The sequence below is a fragment of the Microvirga massiliensis genome, assembly GCF_001006805.1.
Taxonomy (GTDB): domain Bacteria; phylum Pseudomonadota; class Alphaproteobacteria; order Rhizobiales; family Beijerinckiaceae; genus Microvirga; species Microvirga massiliensis.
In genome coordinates, this window is the sequence record NZ_LN811355.1 from 293,370 (window position 1) to 309,492 (window position 16,123).

Genomic DNA, 16,123 nt, shown 5'->3' on the forward strand with positions numbered 1-16,123 from the left:
TTCCGGCTCGTCGAAGCTCACCCCTTTCGCACGAGTGGCGACGCGATCGGCTGGATGGGATTGTCCCACCGGTAGCGGATGCCGAGCGAGATAATGTGAACGTCGGCATCCACATCTCCGATCAGAGGACCAAATTGCGGATTGAACGTCGGATTGCCGGGTACGACCCGGACATCGGCCTCGTCTGCGAGAATGTAGGTGTAGCCGACATCGAACGAGAGCTGCGGGTTGAACTGATAAGTCGCGCCCGCGGAGAACCAGTAGCGATCGCTATCGGGAAGGCGAGGCGTTCGCACTTCGTCGCTGATCGGCGAAATCTCGTAGCCGAAGCCCGCGCGAAGAGTTAGTGCGGGATTGAGACGATACTCGCCGCCGATCGAAAAGAACCACCCATCGTCCCAGTCCAGAGGCAAGGTCGGAACGAGCGCGAACCCGCCAGTTACTGCATTTCGCACGCGTGGAAAGCCGAGACGACTCCAATTCGTCCACTCAGTTGTTGCAGCGATCGAGAACGCATCCGTGACCTGCTGCTGCAGGCCGACGGTCACTGTTTCCGGAAGAATGAGGTCGGCCTTGATTCGCTGAAAGATCGGAGGCCCCAAATTGAGTTTACCTTCGACATCATGTTCAACGGCCGACCTGAAACCGACGCCGATCATCGTGCCGGGCAGTGGGGTCAGCGTTGCTCCGAGGGCGAAACCAATTCCGTAGCTGTCGCCACTGAGACCACCTGTCGGTGCAAACGCCGTAAAGGCGCGCGCCCCGCCGACCGCTGAGTTGTAGCGTACGTCGAAATACTCGACGCGCAGCCCGGCACCGACCGATAGCCAGTCGTTCACGCGATAGCCGATCGTCGGCTCAACCTCGTAGTTCGTGACCTGCGTCGTTCGGGCATAAAGCTGGCCCGCCCAGATCGGCCCGGGTTTCGTCGCGAGCCCGAACGGCGCGCCGGCATAGAGCCCTAGCCACAGTTGATCGTTGACTTGGTAGGAGCTGTAGCTCGCAGGCAGAGCCGCATCGAGCGCGAGATCCCCTGAGGGGCCGAGCGGGAGCAGGATCGGATTCGTGCCGGCGAGTGGCGTAATTTCAGAGGTCGGGATGATTGCCGACAGCATCAGATGACTCTGGAACCCGGGCGACATAGTGATCGTCGCCGGATTCCAGAACATCGAGGACAGCCCACCCGCACCTGCTGCTACGCCGGCAAACGACATGCCCTGTCCGGCGGCACTCTGCTCGCGCAGGGCAAAGCCGCCGGCATGGGTATGGCTCGACGCCGAGACCGCTATTGCCGAAATGGAGGCAATCAGGAAGAAACGACAATCAGCTCTCATCGCAATGCCCCAGGTGATGAAGAACTCTACTGTTGCGGTGCAGCATCTGCGCCGCAAGTCTCGCCTCGAACTACTCGCGACAGTTGCGTCTCAGCCTTCCGGTGTTGCCGAACTTCGCACCTGCATGAGACTCGCACGGCGAGCGACTTACTGTTCACGTGTAAACGAGCGAAGCCTACTTGCCATCACGTTGGAAAGTCACGCCACAAACACCGAGGGGCACTACGTGCCCGGCCGGTGTGACAAAGCTGCAACAATCCCTCTCCATGGAGGTCCTCGAACAGACCTGAGGCATGAATCTCAGTCCAGACACACGCAATCGGCTCGGTTGTGCCACCTCGATGGGCGGGTTACGGCGCTCTTTGGCAGGCCATGTGACTGGAAGGCGGTCGCCGGCGCCGATCTTTTCGGATGGTGGTTTTCACGGCCGAGTTCGGGCTAGAAGGAACCCGATCGCCACAATCGTCTGGCTTTGGAGAATCTCACATGAAGCTCGTTCGTTTCGGATCGCCTGGACAGGAAAAGCCTGGGCTTGTCGACTCCTCCGGCCAGGTGCGAGATCTCTCGGGCCACGTCTCCGACGTGAGCGGCAGCACGCTCGATCCGGACAACCTCGCCCGGCTCGCTGCGGTCGACCCGGGTTCTCTTCCTACAGTACCCGTTGGAACGCGCCTCGGCCCGTGCGTGGGCAATGTGCGGAATTTCATCGCGATTGGCCTGAACTTTGCCGATCATGCAGCCGAAACCGGAGCGCCCATCCCCGCGGAACCGATCATCTTCAACAAGGCCCCGAGCTGCATCGTCGGCCCCAATGACGATATCATGCTTCCCCGTGGATCCCTGAAGACGGATTGGGAGGTCGAGCTCGCAATCGTCATCGGCCGGCCGGCCTCCTACGTCGGCGCGAACGAGGCGCTCGATTATGTGGCAGGCTACTGCGTCTGCAACGACGTATCCGAACGCGAGTATCAGCTCGAGCGTGGCGGCACCTGGACGAAGGGCAAAGGCTGCCCGACCTTCGGCCCCCTCGGTCCATGGCTCGTAACCCAGGACGAGATCCCGGACATCCAGAACCTTGAAATGTGGCTCGATGTGAACGGTGAGCGCATGCAAAAGGGCTCGACGAAGACCATGATCTTCACGGCCCGGCAGCTGGTCGCCTACGTCTCCCACTTCATGCAGCTCGAGCCCGGCGACGTGATCACGACAGGGACGCCACCCGGCGTCGGCCTTGGAATGAAGCCGCCACGCTTTCTCAAGGCCGGTGATGTGGTGAGCCTCGGCATCGAAAGGCTCGGAGAGCAGCGCAGCAAGGTTGTCGGGTTCGAGGCCACGGCAGACACGAGCACCACCTGGCGCTGACGGACGCTGCCGCTGCAAAACGGAGCGGCTAGATCGCCGTAACGGCTTGGACCGCAGAGATCCGGTCCAAGCCGCGAGTTGCTTGTCAGACGCCGAGCATCAGGCGGAGGTTCTGAACGGCAGCCCCTGACGCACCCTTTCCGAGATTGTCGAGCCGCGCCACGAGGAGGGCATGCGGCAGGTTGGGGTGTCCGAAGACCCGCAACTCCAGAAAATCGGTGTCGTTCAGGGCCTCGGGCTCGATCCGCTGTGTGGTCTTGCCGTCTTCCACGGTCGGCACGACACGCACGAGTTCGCTGTCTGCGTAGTGATCCACGAAACAGGCGGACAGGTCCGAAGCCCTTGGTGATCCCGGCAAGGTATCGAGGTGCAGGGGCACGCTGACGAGCATGCCTTGCCGGAAATTGCCCACGGACGGGACGAAGATCGGCCTGCGCGTCAGCCCTGCGTATTTCTGGAGTTCGGGCACATGCTTGTGCTCGAAACCAAGCCCGTAGAGTTCGAAGGCCGGGGCACGACCAGCCTCATAGGCCTCGATCATGGACCGGCCTCCGCCCGAATAGCCGCTCACCGCGTTCACAGAGACCGGATGATCGGCAGGAACAAGGCCGGCCCCGACCAGCGGCCGCAGAAGCGCGATCGCACCCGTGGGGTAGCACCCTGGATTGGACACGCGGTTCGCCCGCACGATGGCTTGGCGTTGGCCGGGCGCAAGCTCAGGAAATCCATAGACCCAACCCGGCGCTACGCGATGCGCCGTGCTCGCATCGAGGATCCGCGGTCCGTTTTCCCCCATCTCTTCGACGAGAGCGACCGTCTCGCGTGCCGCCTCGTCGTGCAGGCAGAGGATGACGAGGTCAACCTCGGCCAGGATCTCCCGCTTCGCCGCCGGATCCTTTCGCCGCTCGGGGGCGATGCTCTTCACCTCGATGCCGGAGAGGCGGTCGAGTCTTTCCCGGATGCCGAGCCCGGTCGTTCCTGCCTCACCGTCGATGAAGACGCGTCCCGTCCGGGATCCACTCCTTACATCCGCTGCCGTCTGGGTTGTCATCGCTCTCGTCCCTCAATCTCGCGGGTCGGCACCCTGGGCGTGCAACCCGTCACATAGCAAAAAGCCGCGCTCGGGGCGCGGCTCGCGGGCTCACATCATTGCAGCATCATCGCGATCGCGCCGGTCGGGCGAGTTTGCAACGTCGGAAGCTGATGTGGTTCGACAGCATGGCGGGCATATTGGCAACCTCTCCGAAACTGTCAACGATGCACCGGAGCATCTGGCTCCGACAGAGAGGTCCAAAAGGGAAAGGCGGCCGCAGGACGGCCGCCTTTCGGTGCATTTGAGCGTGGCGCTTGATCAGCGCTTCGAGAACTGGAAGCTCCGGCGAGCCTTCTTGCGGCCGTACTTCTTGCGCTCGACGACACGCGGGTCGCGGGTCAGGAAACCTTCCTTCTTGAGCGGGCCGCGAAGCTCCGGCTCATAATAGGTCAGCGCCTTGGCAAGGCCGTGGCGCACGGCGCCGGCCTGTCCGGAAAGGCCGCCGCCAGCCACCGTGACGGTGATGTCATACTGGCCGTCCCGGTTCACGAGCTTCAGCGGCTGCTGCAAGATCATGCGTAGAACCGGCCGTGCGAAGTAGGTGTCGACTGGGCGGTCATTCACCACGATCTGGCCCGACCCGGGCTTGATCCACACGCGCGCGACAGCATCCTTGCGCTTGCCGGTGGCATATGCGCGGCCGTGGGCGTCCAGCTTCTGGACGTGCTTCGGGGCTTCGGGAGTCGTCGGCTGGGTCGTCTGTGCCAGATCGGCAAGGGACTGAAGGGTCGCCATCTCAGATCCTCACGTTCTTGGAGTTGAGGGCGGCCACATCCAGCGTCTCGGGCTGCTGTGCCACATGCGGATGCTCGCTGCCCTTGTAGACGCGCAGGTTCCCCATGATCTGGCGGAACAGCGGGCCACGCGGCAGCATGCGCTCGACCGCCTTCTCGACGACGCGCTCAGGGAAGCGCCCCTCGAGAATGAACCTAGCGGTCCGCTCCTTGATCCCGCCCGGGTAGCCGGTGTGGTGGTAATAGACCTTCTGCTCGCGCTTGCGGCCGGTGAAGACCACCTTGTCGGCATTGATCACGATAACATTATCGCCGCAATCGACGTGGGGCGTATAGGTCGGCTTGTGCTTGCCGCGCAGCCGCATTGCTACGATCGACGCGAGGCGGCCTACGACGAGACCCGTTGCATCGATCACGACCCACTTCTTCTCGACGTCGGCGGGCTTCAGCGAAAACGTCTTCATCGCTCGGTCCCGTTGGCTCCGGGACAACCGCCCGGCCTGCTTGAAACGACAAACCGCCGCGAAACGCGGCGGCGAGATAGCCGCTTCCTAAGGGATGGCGCCCGTCGAGTCAACTCGAAATAGCGAGTCCAACCCGCCGGAACGCAAGCTCCGATACGCCTTTTTGGCAGCCGGTATCAAGATACCGCATTGCTTGGGATCGAGTAGGTTCCAGTTGCGTGACAGACGAGATCGGACATGCCTTCGGATCGGATGCCAACTTCGGCGACTGCGAGCCGCCGGCCGAGCTTCAGGATGCGGCAATCCGCAATCAGAGCCCGTTTCCCGGGTTTGCGCAGGAAATTGAACGAGAGATTCGTAGTCACCGTGAGAGCGACGGGTCCGATCTGGGCGAGGATCGCGACGTAGATCGCGAGATCCGCCAACGCCATCATGGATGGTCCCGACAATGTCCCGCCCGGGCGGATGTGGCGCTCGTGGTAATCCATCCTCAATTGCGCAGAGAGTGGCCCTACGCTCTCGATGTGGTAGGTACGGCCACCATAGTGGAGTTGTGGGAACTCCTGCTCGAGGAACGCCTCGACGTCATCCCGTGTCATGACCGGCTGATGCATGGCTCCTCCCGCGATCCTTGCAACACGAACTGTGCCCTTCGACAATGCACCCATGGATGAGGCTCAAGGTATGAACATCGCATTGCGCCCAGATACCCAGCCGGTCCTCCGTCGCGACGACGCCGGCATCGCCTATCTGATTTTGAATAGGCCCGAAGCTCGGAACGTACTCTCCGAGGCCACGATGCAGGCCCTGACGTCCGAGCTCGAGCGGATTGCGTCGGACTCATCCGCTCGCGTCGTGATCCTCTCGGCCGAGGGGCCGGCCTTCTGCGCCGGGCACGATCTCAAGGAAATGTCGGCCCATCGCAGTGAGCCGGATCGCGGGCGTGCCTACTTCTCGGATATTCTCGAACGCTGCTCGCGCCTCATGGAGGGGATCGTTCGGACGCCGCAGCCGGTCATTGCTGCCGTCGAGGGAGTCGCGACTGCGGCGGGATGCCAGCTCGTCGCGAGCTGCGACCTCGCCGTTGCCGGGGCCGGGGCACGGTTCTGCACGCCCGGCGTCCATATCGGTCTGTTCTGCTCCACGCCCATGGTGGCGCTGTCGCGCAATGTCTCCCGCAAGCACGCCATGGAGATGCTGCTGCTCGGCGAGATGATCGGCGCCGAGCAGGCGGCCGGAATGGGGCTCGTCAACCGTGTCGTCGCACCTGGGGAAGCGCTCGTTGAGGCGACCCGCATGGCCGGAATCATTGCCCAGAAATCCATGGTAGCGCTCAAGACCGGCAAGCGGGCCTTCTATGATCAGATCGAGCTCGATCTCACCTCGGCATACCGGCACGCCGCGGCGGTGATGGTCGAGAACATGCTGGCGCGGGATGCCGAAGAGGGCATCGGCGCATTTCTGGAGAAGCGCCGTCCCAACTGGGAGGATCGGTAGCCTCCGACGGCTGCCATCAGCGCCTCAGCTCCGAGGAACTCGCGCGGTTGCGGGCCCGAGCTTTATCCAAGGGATGGTGCAGTTTCCCGTCTCGCCGGCGCGTTGAACCGAGACCACGCGCCTCCTATGGTCCCCGCATGAACCACGACACTTACTCGAACGACTACATCCGCGAGATCCTGCAGGGCGTGAAGACCGTTGCTCTGGTCGGCGCATCGAAAAACCCGGCGCGGCCGAGCTGGATCGTGACGAAATATCTCCTCGAACGCGGCTATGAGGTATTTCCGGTCAATCCGGGTCTGGCAGGGCAGGAACTGCTCGGACGACCCGTCTTCGCGCGCCTTACCGATATTCCGCAGCCGGTCGACATGGTCGAGATCTTCCGCAACTCGGAAGCTGCAGGCGCCATTACGGATGAGGCTTTACGGCTGAATCCACCTCCGAAAGTCGTTTGGATGCAGTTGTCGGTCCGAAACGACGCCGCCGCAGCGCGGGCGGAAGCACAAGGTGTGCAGGTCGTGATGGACCGGTGCCCCAAGATAGAGTTCGGGCGCCTCTCCGGTGAGATTTCCTGGCAAGGGGTTAATTCGGGGATGCTCAGCTCGAAGAGGCCCGTTCTCGCGGGCCGCGGCTTCCAGAAACTGAGCCTGAGTCGGCCCCACTGATTCCACCACCTTGACCGCACAGCAGTTCGTTCGATATTCAGAACGCGGGGACCGACATACCAACCAGGAGTACTCCCGTGACAGACGGCAAGCCCGGCTTCAATACTCTCGCGATTCACGCCGGGGCTTCCCCGGACGCGGCTACAGGCGCACGCGCGACGCCCATCTACCAGACGACGTCGTTCGTCTTCGACGACGTCGATCATGCGGCATCGCTGTTCGGGCTCCAGGCATTCGGAAACATCTACACCCGGATCGGGAACCCGACCTGCGCCGTGCTCGAGGAGCGGATTGCGGCTCTCGAGGGCGGCACGGCCGCACTGGCCGTCGCATCCGGCCATGCCGCGCAGGTTGTGGTCTTCCACTCTCTGCTGCAGCCGGGCGATGAATTCGTCGCGTCGCGCAAGCTGTATGGCGGGTCGATCAACCAGTTTACCCACGCCTACAAGAATTTCGGCTGGCAAGTCGTGTGGGCCGACTCGGACGATCCCTCGAGCTTCGAGGCCGCCATTACTCCGAAGACGAAGGCGATCTTCGTCGAATCCATCGCAAATCCCGGCGGTGTCATCGTCGACCTCGAAGCAATCTCGGCGATTGCGAAGGAGCACCGCATCCCGCTCATCGTCGACAACACGATGGCGAGCCCGTATCTCATCCGCCCCTTCGAGCACGGCGCCGACATCATCGTGCATTCGGCGACCAAGTTTTTGGGCGGCCACGGCAACTCGATCGGGGGCCTCATCGTCGATGGCGGCTCGTTCAACTGGGCCGGAGACGAACGCTACCCGATGCTGTCGAAGCCTCGCCCCGAATATGCCGGCATGGTCCTGAGCGAGACATTCGGGAACTTCGCGTTTGCAATTGCCTGCCGGGCGCTTGGCCTTCGGGATCTTGGCCCCGCCCTCTCGCCCTTCAATGCGTTCCTGATCCTGACCGGAATCGAGACGCTGCCCCTGCGCATGCAGCGCCACTCCGACAATGCCCTCGCCATTGCGGAGCACCTCGCCTCTCACGACAAGGTCTCATGGGTGAGCTATCCGGGGCTGCGCGGCGACCGCTACCACGACCTCGCCCAGAAATACTGTCCACGCGGTGCGGGAGCGGTGTTCACCTTCGGGGTAAAGGGGGGCTACGACGCTGGTGTTCGGCTCGTGTCCAATCTCAAGCTGTTCTCGCATCTCGCGAATATCGGAGATACCCGCTCGCTCGTGATTCACCCGGCCTCGACCACGCACCGCCAGCTCAGCGACGAGCAGCGTGTTCTGGCCGGTGCCGGTCCGGAAGTCGTGCGCCTCTCGGTCGGGCTCGAAGATACCAAGGACCTGATCGAGGATCTGGATCAGGCTCTCGCCGCGGCCTGAATCTCACAATGCGCGATACCCGTTCGCCAACGAACGGGTATCAGCGAGATGCTTGATAATCTGTCTGCTCTCAGGCAGGGGCGCCGAGCGCCGGGCTGGTGTCCTCCCTGGCCTCGGGCTTGAGCTGGCGACGGCTCAGCCGCGCGTGAGCCACGGCCATGGCGAGAACCACCATGGCGCCGAGCTGATGGAGCAGCCCGGCCCAAAGCGGCACAGCGAGGAGCAGCGTCACGATGCCGAGGACCGATTGGGCCAGACAAAGCCCGGCAAGTGCCCACGCGCGCGTGGCTGCAGCACTTCCGGCCGCAAGCTGGCTTCCTCTCGCCGCGTGCCAAATGGCAGCAGCGACGAGGAGATAAGCGACTATCCGGTGATTGAACTGCACGAGCGTCACGTTATCGACGAAGTTCTCGATCCACGGAGTCACGGTAAACAGCGCTGAAAGCGGCGGGATCAGCTGGCCGTCCATCAGCGGCCAAGTGTTGTAGGTCAGCCCTGCATGCGAGCCCGCAACGAGTGCGCCGAGCGCAATCTGGAAAAGAGACAGGAGTGCCAGGAATCGGGCCCCTGCTCTCATCTTCTCCTCTCCGAGAGTTGGACGAGTATGAGATTGGGTCAGCCCCGCGGCCATCCAGACGAGTGATGCGAGGATCAGGCTCGCCGTCACGAGGTGCAGCATCAGTTTCAGCGGCGCAACGGCGACCATGCCGGGCTCGAGCCCGGAGGCAACCATGATCCAGCCGATGGCGCCCTGCAGTCCGCCCAGAGCGCCAATGCCGAGAAGCGCGAGCGCTTGCTCCCGGCGGAGGATGCCCTGCCACCAGAACCACACGAACGGTAGCAGAAAGACCAGACCGATAAGGCGTCCGAGCTGCCGGTGGCCCCACTCCCAGGCATAGATCACCTTGAACTCGCCGAGCGTCATGCCCTTGTTGAGCAGCTCGTATTGCGGGATCTGGCGGTATTTCTCGAACTCGGCGAGCCACGCCTCGTGGCTCAAGGGCGGGATCGCCCCCGTGACAGGTCGCCACTCCGTAATCGAAAGGCCTGATCCCGTCAGGCGGGTCGCACCACCGACGGCTATCATGATGACGACGAGAACGGCCAGCGCGACGATCCAGAGCCGAAGCGCCGCAGTGCCCTGCATTGCGCGCGGACGGTCTTCTCGGGCTTGTGACAAAGTGGATGCGGCTGGCATGTCGGACGGCGCCTGTTGGACTTGAAGCAGGGCTCGAGCCCGTCACATAGAGGCCCCCTGCAACAGGGGCAACGACCGGTGGTGCCGCACCCTGCCCCTGAATTCTGTGAGGACCTCATGCAAAAGCGCACACGCAAGCTCGTCGGGACGGTGCTGATCCTGCTGTTCGTGCTGATCTATGGTCCGGTCGCGATGGCGCTCGCGGAGAGTCGCATCCTGGCCGCACCGCAAGCGATTCAGGTACTTGCCTTCGTGGTGCTCGGTCTCGCCTGGGTCGTTCCGCTCCTGCCGCTCATCCGCTGGATGGAGCGGCCCGACCCGGAGTGATCCGACCTTCGCGCTCTATCCGCCGCCAATGCCCTCGGTGACCTTGCCGGAACCGCCGCAGTCCGGGCACGCAGCGCCTTCGACTTTTCCGGTGCCGCGGCAACGCGGGCAGACATTCTCACCGGTTCCGGGCGTGCCGGGCTTTGCTTCGTCGCCGGGATTGGTCGTCTGGTTCTTCGCGCCGGGATTCTGAGCCATTGCTGCTCTCCTGCTCCGGAGGCAACGCGGCCTGGCTGCCAGGGTTGCAGCGTGAGACTTCACCCGGGCGCGAATTCTGCGCTTGCCGCCGCGTCCCGCTCAAAGCGCTGTGCGTTGGCTGGCCTGAGCGTCGCTCCGGCCCGCGCTACATCCTGAACACACCGAAGCGCGTTTCCGGGATCGAAGCATTGAGTGTCGCCGAGAAGGCAAGGCCGAGCACGCGGCGCGTCTCCGAGGGCAGGATGATCCCGTCGTCCCATAGGCGCGCCGTCGCGTAGTAGGGCGAACCTTCTTGCTCGTATTTGTGCCGGATCGGCGCCTTGAAGTCTTCCTCTTCCTCCGCGCTCCAGCTCTTGCCGTCGGCCTCGAAGTTGTCGCGTCGGACGGTCGCGAGAACGCTGGCCGCCTGCTCGCCGCCCATGACCGAGATGCGGGAATTGGGCCAGGTGAAGAGAAACCGCGGTCCATACGCCCGACCGCACATCCCATAATTGCCCGCCCCGAACGATCCTCCGATGAGAAGCGTGATCTTTGGCACCTGCGCACAGGCGACGGCTGTCACGAGCTTCGCACCGTCTTTCGCGATGCCGCCGGCCTCGTATTGGCGACCCACCATGAAGCCCGAGATATTCTGCAGAAACAGAAGGGGAATCCGGCGCTGGCAGCATAGCTCGATAAAATGGGCTCCCTTGAGCGCACTCTCGGAGAACAGGATCCCATTGTTGCCGAGAATCCCGATCGGCATGCCCCAAAGGCGTGCGAAGCCGGTCACGAGCGTTGTGCCGTAGAGGCGCTTGAATTCGTCGAACTCCGACCCGTCCACGAGCCGCGCGATCACCTCCCGGATATCGTACTGCTTCTTGAGATCCGTCGGGACGATCGCGTCGAGATCTTCGACCGGGTATTTCGGGTCGACGGGCTCGGTCAGGTCGATATCCACACGCTTGCGCGTGTTCAGGGAACCGACGATGCGCCGGACGATCGCCAGGGCGTGGCGGTCATCCGTCGCGTAGTGGTCTGCCACGCCCGACTGACGCGCATGCACGTCGGCTCCGCCGAGATCCTCTGCGGAGACGACCTCTCCGGTTGCGGCTTTCACGAGGGGCGGCCCGCCGAGGAAGATCGTGCCCTGCCGACGGACGATGACGGTCTCATCGGACATGGCCGGCACATAGGCTCCGCCCGCCGTGCAGGATCCCATCACGCAGGCGATCTGGGGGATGCCCAGCGCCGAGAGCGTCGCCTGATTGTAGAAGATGCGCCCGAAATGCTCCCGATCGGGAAAGACCTCGGCCTGCTGCGGAAGATTCGCGCCCCCTGAATCGACGAGATAGATGCAGGGCAGACGGTTCTCGCGGGCGATCTCCTGCGCCCGGAGATGCTTCTTGACCGTGATCGGGAAGTAGGTTCCGCCCTTGATGGTCGAGTCATTGCAGACGACCATCACCTCCCGGCCCATGACCCGGCCGATTCCGGTAATCATACCGGCGGCATGAATGTCCTCGCCGTACATCCCGTTGGCCGCGAGAGCGCCGAGCTCGAGGAAGGGCGAACCCGGATCGAGCAGCCCAGTGACACGGTCCCGCGGAAGGAGCTTACCACGCCCCTCGTGGCGTTGCCGCGCACGCGGCGGACCGCCCTTCTCGACCGCCTTCCGTCGCTCCATCAATTCGGATGCGAGAAGAGCCCAGGCAGCCCGGTTCGAGGACGCCTCGTCGGACCGGAGATTTACGGCACTGGCAATCGCGGGCATTCGTTCACACGGCTCTCTTCTGTCGAGAATGCACGGGCTCGGAGGCAGCGATCCGGGTGGAAGGGATTGTTTCCGGCACCGCTAATGCCTCGAGATCAGACGACCTGTGTCGCGCTACCACCCTCGCCCCCCGCCCTTCGGGTGTTGACATCTCCCGTCAAGGAGGGCTCCGCCTCTCCCTCGAAGGGAGGACTCCGCAGCAGCCGGGGAAGGGGGAGACACCACGCCCCTCGGCTCCACTCCTCAGGGAGGTGCCTCAGCCTTTCACGCGCACCACATTCCTCGTCACCTCGTGGGCGCTCGGACACCGGTAGGCGATCCCACGGACCTCCAACCAATCGCTACGCGAGCGCTGCTGCAGGTAAAGGTCGGTTCCGCCAAGTGCAACAATCCCCTGGAGCATGCCCTCCATGGCTGCGTCAAAACCCGGAACGGTCGGGACCGTGGGGCTGACCTCTCCGAGGCGCTTGCACGTCCGGATGTCCGCGACCGAGTCGACGATCCGAATGGTTTCGGTCGGTGTCGGCCGGTAGGCACAGCCGCCCAGGACGATAGCGGCAGAGAGGAGGAGAAGAGCGTGTTTCATTCCAGAGCCGGTCCTCGAAGTGGTCCCCCACCGTAGAGGAGTCCGGGCCGCGGGTGAAGCTACTGCTCAGCTACCGGAGCGGTCCGCCCGAAGACCCGCTCGAATTCACGGCGCAGGACCGAATCCGTCTCGGCCATCGTGACCGGAATCCCGAGATCGACGAGGCTCGTCACCCCGTGGATGCGCACGCCGCAGGGTACGATCCCGGCGAAATGCGAGAGATCCGGCTCGACATTCAGGCTGATGCCGTGGAACGTCACCCACCGTCGCACGCGGATGCCGATCGCCGCAATCTTGTCTTCCGAATCGCCGCGATCCGGCCTGCGCACCCAAACCCCAACTCGGTCTTCCCGGCGTTCGCCGCGGACGTTGAACTCCGCGAGGGTGCCGATGAGCCAGCTCTCTAGAGCAGCCACATAACGCCGGAGATCCGGCGTACGGCGCTGCAGATCGAGCATCACATATGCGACCCGCTGCCCGGGGCCGTGATAGGTGAACTGCCCACCCCTCCCCGATCGGAAGACCGGGAACCGACCGGGGTCCACGAGATCCTCGTCCCGCGCAGAGGTGCCCGCGGTGTAAAGCGCCGGATGCTCCAGGAGCCAGACTCGCTCGGGGGCCTGTCCTGCCCGGATCAGGTCGACTCGCTCCTCCATCGCGGCGACTGCCGCTTCGTAATCGACCGGGCGATCCGAGATCACCCATTCGACAGGGTCCGAGCCCGGCTTCGGCAGGAGCCGTTCTACCAGGGAGGCACGGTCGTTTACCAATGGTTCACCATGTTCTGAAAAGGTCCGCTTGGACGCATGGAGCAGGCTTTGTCGGCGCTCGACGATCTCAAGGTCAATCTTTCCGTAGTGCTCGGCCGCAATCGGATGCCGATCCACATGCTCTTGCGCATGGGGCGCGGGGCCGTGATCGAGCTCGAATCGACCGAGGACGATCTCGTCGAGATCCTCGCCAACGACCACCCGGTCGCGCGGGGACAGATCGTCGTGACGGGAACGAGGATCGCGATCGAGGTTACCGAGATCATCCGAAGGCCCGAGATCGTCACGACGCCCGGCGCAACGATCGGCGAAGGCGCGATCGCCGCACGCGCTGCCGCCCTGGTATAACGTCCTGGATCGAAATCCCCAGGGCCGCGCGGCCCCGCAACGAAGCTTCAGACGGGCCTTGTAGGCGCTCAATCGATCTGTTACACGCTCCGCCGCCCCGGGACGTTGCGCCCGGTTCTGCTGTCGATGCGGCCGTGGCGGAATTGGTAGACGCGCTAGCTTGAGGTGCTAGTGGGGAGACCCGTGGAGGTTCGAGTCCTCTCGGCCGCACCATCCGGTTCATGTGAACCGGGTGCTTCGATCTCCCGAAAAGTCCGAGACGGACAGCTTTGTGAGGAGGGCATTCATTTGCCCTCCCCTCTGCCTCTGGGCGATCCGCATTCCCGCATATGGCTCCGGCCCCAAACGCCTCGTCGCGATGCCCGACAAATTCAGGGCTCGTGGGCGAATGGCGCGCTATGTCTCGCTGAAGACGAAAGGTGAGACGCCGCGCGTCATCTCGTCCACGATCAGGGTGCGAGTCAGGGGCGGAGCCGCACGCTGCGGGCAGGCGGGACGTTCGCACAAGCGGCAGTTGATACCGATCGGCGTCGCATCGGCCGTGGCGAGATCGCGTCCCTGGGTGTAGACGAGACGGTGCGCGTATTTCAGCTCGCACCCGAGTCCGAGTGCGAACTGCCGCTCTGCGATCCCCCAGGGCGTCGACGCTTTCTTGAAGCCCCGAGCGATGGAGAACCAGCGGGTTGCATCCGGGAGTTCGATCACCTGGGTGATGATCTGGCCGGGCGAATTGAACGTTGCGTGCACGTTCCAGAGCGGACAAGTGCCGCCAAATTGCGAGAACGGGAAGCGACCGGACGAGAATCGCTTGGAGACGTTTCCCGCGGCATCGACCCTGATCAGGAAGAACTGGATGCCCCTCGCACCGGGCCGGGCCAGCGTGGTGAGCCGATGAGCGACCTGCTCGAAGCTTGCGCCAAATCGTGCGCTCAGCACCTCGATATCGTAGCCAAGGCTCTCGGCGGCATCGTGGAACTTGCCATAGGGCATCATTAGTGCCCCGGCGAAGTAGTTGCCGAACGAGATGCGCAGGAGACGGCGTGTGGGCCCGTTCTCGGGCTCGAAACGGGCGGCGAGCGCATCGATCGCCTCCCGCATCTCCACGAAGGCAAGCTGATAGGCAGCTTGAAATGTCCTCGCGGCTTGGTCGAGAAGCTCCGAGATGAAGAGCTGGCGCCGATGATGGTCGTAGCGCCACAGGCTGTCTGACATCACGTCGACCGGCATGATGCGCACACCGATTCCGTGCTTCGATCTCAGACGGTCATTGATCCCGATGAAGAGCCCATGGCCGCTCAGCAGCAGGTCGGATGCGAGAGTCTCGGCTGCCTCGTCGAGTTCGGGAAAGTAGTTCTTGGATCCGTGGATATGAGCCCGGATCCGGTCGATCGGGCTCTCATGGGAAGCATCCTCTGCCCGATCACGGTCGCTGAGGGTCGGCTGTAATTCTGTTGCCCCCCGGAGGGCGACATAGGCCCGGTAGAGACGGTTGATGGCCTCCGAGACACTTGGCGCACTCTCGACCATGTCCCGCAATTCGAGGCGCGAGACGGGTGAGTTCCGGAACAGTGGGTCTGCGAAGACTTCCTCGAGCTCCGAAACGGCGCGCTCATCGTGATCCGTCGCGAACTCGCGCGGATCGACAGAGTAGGCATGAGCCAGCCGGATCAAGACCTGGGCCGTGATGGGGCGCTGATTGCGCTCGATCAGATTGAGGTAGCTGGGCGACAGCCCGAGCTCCTCGGCCATGCGCGCCTGCGTGAGGTTCCGCTCGCGTCGCAGGCGCTTGATCCGGGGTCCGACGAAGAGTTTTCGGGCGTCATCAGCCATTGTGAATTCATTTACAGCTTTTCATCGCGCCATTGTAAAGCCCCATCAGGGTAACTTTTCTTTGCAAACTGGCTGTTGCACCAGAGGCCTGCAAGCGCGTTAATCACAACGTCCGCAGCTGGATCTGTGAACGATTGTAAATTGGGGAGGCCAGCGGCTCGGTATCGGGATGCTACGAGAGTCGATCTCGCGACGCCCGTTCCCTCCTGCGACTTTGGAGCAATGTAGTGCAGAGCGCTTGCAATATTCTGATCCTGGGAGCGTCTTACGGCTCCCTTCTCGCCGCGAAGCTGCTGCTCGCGGGCCATAACGTGACCTTGGTCTGTCGTTCCACGACCGCTGAGCTCATCAACCGCAACGGGATTCGCGTCAGAATGCCTGTTGCGGGTGGGGAAAAGGTCGAGATCGACTCACGGGATGCTCCGGGCCGGCTCTCGGCTGCGGCTCCGTCTGCGGTGGATCCGAAGGGCTTCGATCTCGTGGCGCTCGCGATGCAGGAGCCGCAATACGGCGGCTCCGGAATCCCGGACCTCCTGGCCAGAATTGCAAAGGCCAAGGTGCCGTGCATGTCGCTCATGAACATGCCGCCCTTGCCCTATTTGG

General features: G+C 63.3%; 18 protein-coding genes and 1 tRNA gene. 8 read left to right on the top strand and 11 right to left on the bottom strand.

From position 1 onward, the window contains the following. Positions 1-17: 17 nt before the first annotated feature. The gene (locus BN1233_RS19735; protein WP_046865489.1) at positions 18-1,334 is read right to left on the bottom strand and encodes an OmpP1/FadL family transporter; all 1,317 of its coding nucleotides are present in this window, start codon (positions 1,332-1,334) and stop codon (positions 18-20) included. A gap of 486 nt (positions 1,335-1,820) precedes the next feature. Here BN1233_RS19735 and BN1233_RS19740 point away from each other — a divergent pair, with 486 nt between their 5' ends. Then, positions 1,821-2,696: a fumarylacetoacetate hydrolase family protein gene (locus BN1233_RS19740; RefSeq protein ID WP_046865295.1), complete on the top strand. Its 876-nt coding sequence runs from the start codon at positions 1,821-1,823 to the stop codon at positions 2,694-2,696. Positions 2,697-2,781: 85 nt separating this feature from the next. Here the strand turns inward: BN1233_RS19740 and argC are convergent, their stop codons facing one another. The 4 genes from argC to BN1233_RS19760 all read right to left on the bottom strand — a co-directional run bounded on the left by argC (position 2,782) and on the right by BN1233_RS19760 (position 5,601). Beyond that, entirely contained in the window at positions 2,782-3,747 is a 966-nt protein-coding gene (gene argC, locus BN1233_RS19745) for an N-acetyl-gamma-glutamyl-phosphate reductase (RefSeq protein WP_046865296.1), read from the bottom strand. A gap of 300 nt (positions 3,748-4,047) precedes the next feature. Continuing rightward, entirely contained in the window at positions 4,048-4,524 is a 477-nt protein-coding gene (rpsI, locus tag BN1233_RS19750; RefSeq protein ID WP_046865297.1) for a 30S ribosomal protein S9, read from the bottom strand. A gap of 1 nt (position 4,525) precedes the next feature. Then, on the bottom strand, positions 4,526-4,987 hold the full coding sequence (gene rplM, locus BN1233_RS19755; RefSeq protein WP_046865298.1) for a 50S ribosomal protein L13: 462 nt from the start codon (positions 4,985-4,987) through the stop codon (positions 4,526-4,528). A gap of 176 nt (positions 4,988-5,163) precedes the next feature. Continuing rightward, positions 5,164-5,601: a PaaI family thioesterase gene (locus BN1233_RS19760; RefSeq protein ID WP_046865299.1), complete on the bottom strand. Its 438-nt coding sequence runs from the start codon at positions 5,599-5,601 to the stop codon at positions 5,164-5,166. Positions 5,602-5,671: 70 nt separating this feature from the next. On the opposite strand from BN1233_RS19760, the gene BN1233_RS19765 reads away from it, so the two are divergent. The 3 genes from BN1233_RS19765 (at position 5,672) to BN1233_RS19775 (ending at position 8,510) form a co-directional block, all read left to right on the top strand. Then, on the top strand, positions 5,672-6,484 hold the full coding sequence (locus BN1233_RS19765) for an enoyl-CoA hydratase (RefSeq protein ID WP_046865300.1): 813 nt from the start codon (positions 5,672-5,674) through the stop codon (positions 6,482-6,484). 137 nt (positions 6,485-6,621) lie between these two features. Continuing rightward, positions 6,622-7,149, top strand: a complete 528-nt coding sequence (locus BN1233_RS19770; RefSeq protein ID WP_046865301.1) for a CoA-binding protein — start codon at positions 6,622-6,624, stop codon at positions 7,147-7,149. A 77-nt stretch (positions 7,150-7,226) separates the two neighbouring features. Continuing rightward, entirely contained in the window at positions 7,227-8,510 is a 1,284-nt protein-coding gene (locus BN1233_RS19775; protein WP_046865302.1) for an O-acetylhomoserine aminocarboxypropyltransferase, read from the top strand. A 70-nt stretch (positions 8,511-8,580) separates the two neighbouring features. Here BN1233_RS19775 and BN1233_RS19780 read toward each other — a convergent pair whose 3' ends face one another. After that, positions 8,581-9,708, bottom strand: coding sequence for a COX15/CtaA family protein (locus tag BN1233_RS19780; RefSeq protein WP_052763855.1), 1,128 nt, complete (start codon positions 9,706-9,708; stop codon positions 8,581-8,583). Positions 9,709-9,825: 117 nt separating this feature from the next. Between BN1233_RS19780 and BN1233_RS19785 the strand changes: the two genes are divergently transcribed. Next, a complete protein-coding gene (locus BN1233_RS19785) occupies positions 9,826-10,035 on the top strand; it encodes a DUF2842 domain-containing protein (RefSeq protein ID WP_046865304.1) in 210 nt (69 codons plus the stop codon). A gap of 15 nt (positions 10,036-10,050) precedes the next feature. Here BN1233_RS19785 and BN1233_RS19790 read toward each other — a convergent pair whose 3' ends face one another. From BN1233_RS19790 to lipB, 4 genes are all read right to left on the bottom strand, one after another. Next, complete coding sequence (locus BN1233_RS19790) at positions 10,051-10,233, bottom strand: hypothetical protein (RefSeq protein ID WP_046865305.1); 183 nt, start codon at positions 10,231-10,233, stop codon at positions 10,051-10,053. Positions 10,234-10,378: 145 nt separating this feature from the next. Continuing rightward, a complete protein-coding gene (locus BN1233_RS19795; protein WP_046865306.1) occupies positions 10,379-11,986 on the bottom strand; it encodes a carboxyl transferase domain-containing protein in 1,608 nt (535 codons plus the stop codon). Between the two features lie 256 nt (positions 11,987-12,242). Beyond that, the gene (locus BN1233_RS19800; protein ID WP_046865307.1) at positions 12,243-12,572 is read right to left on the bottom strand and encodes a putative periplasmic lipoprotein; all 330 of its coding nucleotides are present in this window, start codon (positions 12,570-12,572) and stop codon (positions 12,243-12,245) included. A 59-nt stretch (positions 12,573-12,631) separates the two neighbouring features. Continuing rightward, positions 12,632-13,342, bottom strand: coding sequence for a lipoyl(octanoyl) transferase LipB (lipB, locus tag BN1233_RS19805; protein WP_046865308.1), 711 nt, complete (start codon positions 13,340-13,342; stop codon positions 12,632-12,634). 48 nt (positions 13,343-13,390) lie between these two features. Between lipB and BN1233_RS19810 the strand changes: the two genes are divergently transcribed. Then, positions 13,391-13,690, top strand: coding sequence for a FliM/FliN family flagellar motor switch protein (locus BN1233_RS19810; protein ID WP_046865490.1), 300 nt, complete (start codon positions 13,391-13,393; stop codon positions 13,688-13,690). 128 nt (positions 13,691-13,818) lie between these two features. Then, a tRNA-Leu gene (locus tag BN1233_RS19815) sits at positions 13,819-13,903 on the top strand. A 183-nt stretch (positions 13,904-14,086) separates the two neighbouring features. Here BN1233_RS19815 and BN1233_RS19820 read toward each other — a convergent pair. Further along, entirely contained in the window at positions 14,087-15,520 is a 1,434-nt protein-coding gene (locus BN1233_RS19820; RefSeq protein ID WP_046865309.1) for a helix-turn-helix domain-containing protein, read from the bottom strand. Positions 15,521-15,747: 227 nt separating this feature from the next. On the opposite strand from BN1233_RS19820, the gene BN1233_RS19825 reads away from it, so the two are divergent. Beyond that, positions 15,748-16,123 (top strand): 2-dehydropantoate 2-reductase N-terminal domain-containing protein (locus BN1233_RS19825; protein ID WP_046865310.1); only part of this gene is annotated, 376 nt, incomplete at its 3' end.

Excerpts from the sequence above, each read along its gene's own strand:
- BN1233_RS19735 (WP_046865489.1), bottom strand. The coding sequence starts at position 1,334 with ATGAGAGCTGATTGTCGTTTCTTCCTGATTGCCTCCATTTCGGCAATA.
- BN1233_RS19740 (WP_046865295.1), top strand. The coding sequence starts at position 1,821 with ATGAAGCTCGTTCGTTTCGGATCGCCTGGACAGGAAAAGCCTGGGCTT.
- argC (WP_046865296.1), bottom strand. The coding sequence starts at position 3,747 with ATGACAACCCAGACGGCAGCGGATGTAAGGAGTGGATCCCGGACGGGA.
- rpsI (WP_046865297.1), bottom strand. The coding sequence starts at position 4,524 with ATGGCGACCCTTCAGTCCCTTGCCGATCTGGCACAGACGACCCAGCCG.
- rplM (WP_046865298.1), bottom strand. The coding sequence starts at position 4,987 with ATGAAGACGTTTTCGCTGAAGCCCGCCGACGTCGAGAAGAAGTGGGTC.
- BN1233_RS19760 (WP_046865299.1), bottom strand. The coding sequence starts at position 5,601 with ATGCATCAGCCGGTCATGACACGGGATGACGTCGAGGCGTTCCTCGAG.
- BN1233_RS19765 (WP_046865300.1), top strand. The coding sequence starts at position 5,672 with ATGAACATCGCATTGCGCCCAGATACCCAGCCGGTCCTCCGTCGCGAC.
- BN1233_RS19770 (WP_046865301.1), top strand. The coding sequence starts at position 6,622 with ATGAACCACGACACTTACTCGAACGACTACATCCGCGAGATCCTGCAG.
- BN1233_RS19780 (WP_052763855.1), bottom strand. The coding sequence starts at position 9,708 with ATGCCAGCCGCATCCACTTTGTCACAAGCCCGAGAAGACCGTCCGCGC.
- BN1233_RS19785 (WP_046865304.1), top strand. The coding sequence starts at position 9,826 with ATGCAAAAGCGCACACGCAAGCTCGTCGGGACGGTGCTGATCCTGCTG.
- BN1233_RS19790 (WP_046865305.1), bottom strand. The coding sequence starts at position 10,233 with ATGGCTCAGAATCCCGGCGCGAAGAACCAGACGACCAATCCCGGCGAC.
- BN1233_RS19795 (WP_046865306.1), bottom strand. The coding sequence starts at position 11,986 with ATGCCCGCGATTGCCAGTGCCGTAAATCTCCGGTCCGACGAGGCGTCC.
- BN1233_RS19800 (WP_046865307.1), bottom strand. The coding sequence starts at position 12,572 with ATGAAACACGCTCTTCTCCTCCTCTCTGCCGCTATCGTCCTGGGCGGC.
- BN1233_RS19820 (WP_046865309.1), bottom strand. The coding sequence starts at position 15,520 with ATGGCTGATGACGCCCGAAAACTCTTCGTCGGACCCCGGATCAAGCGC.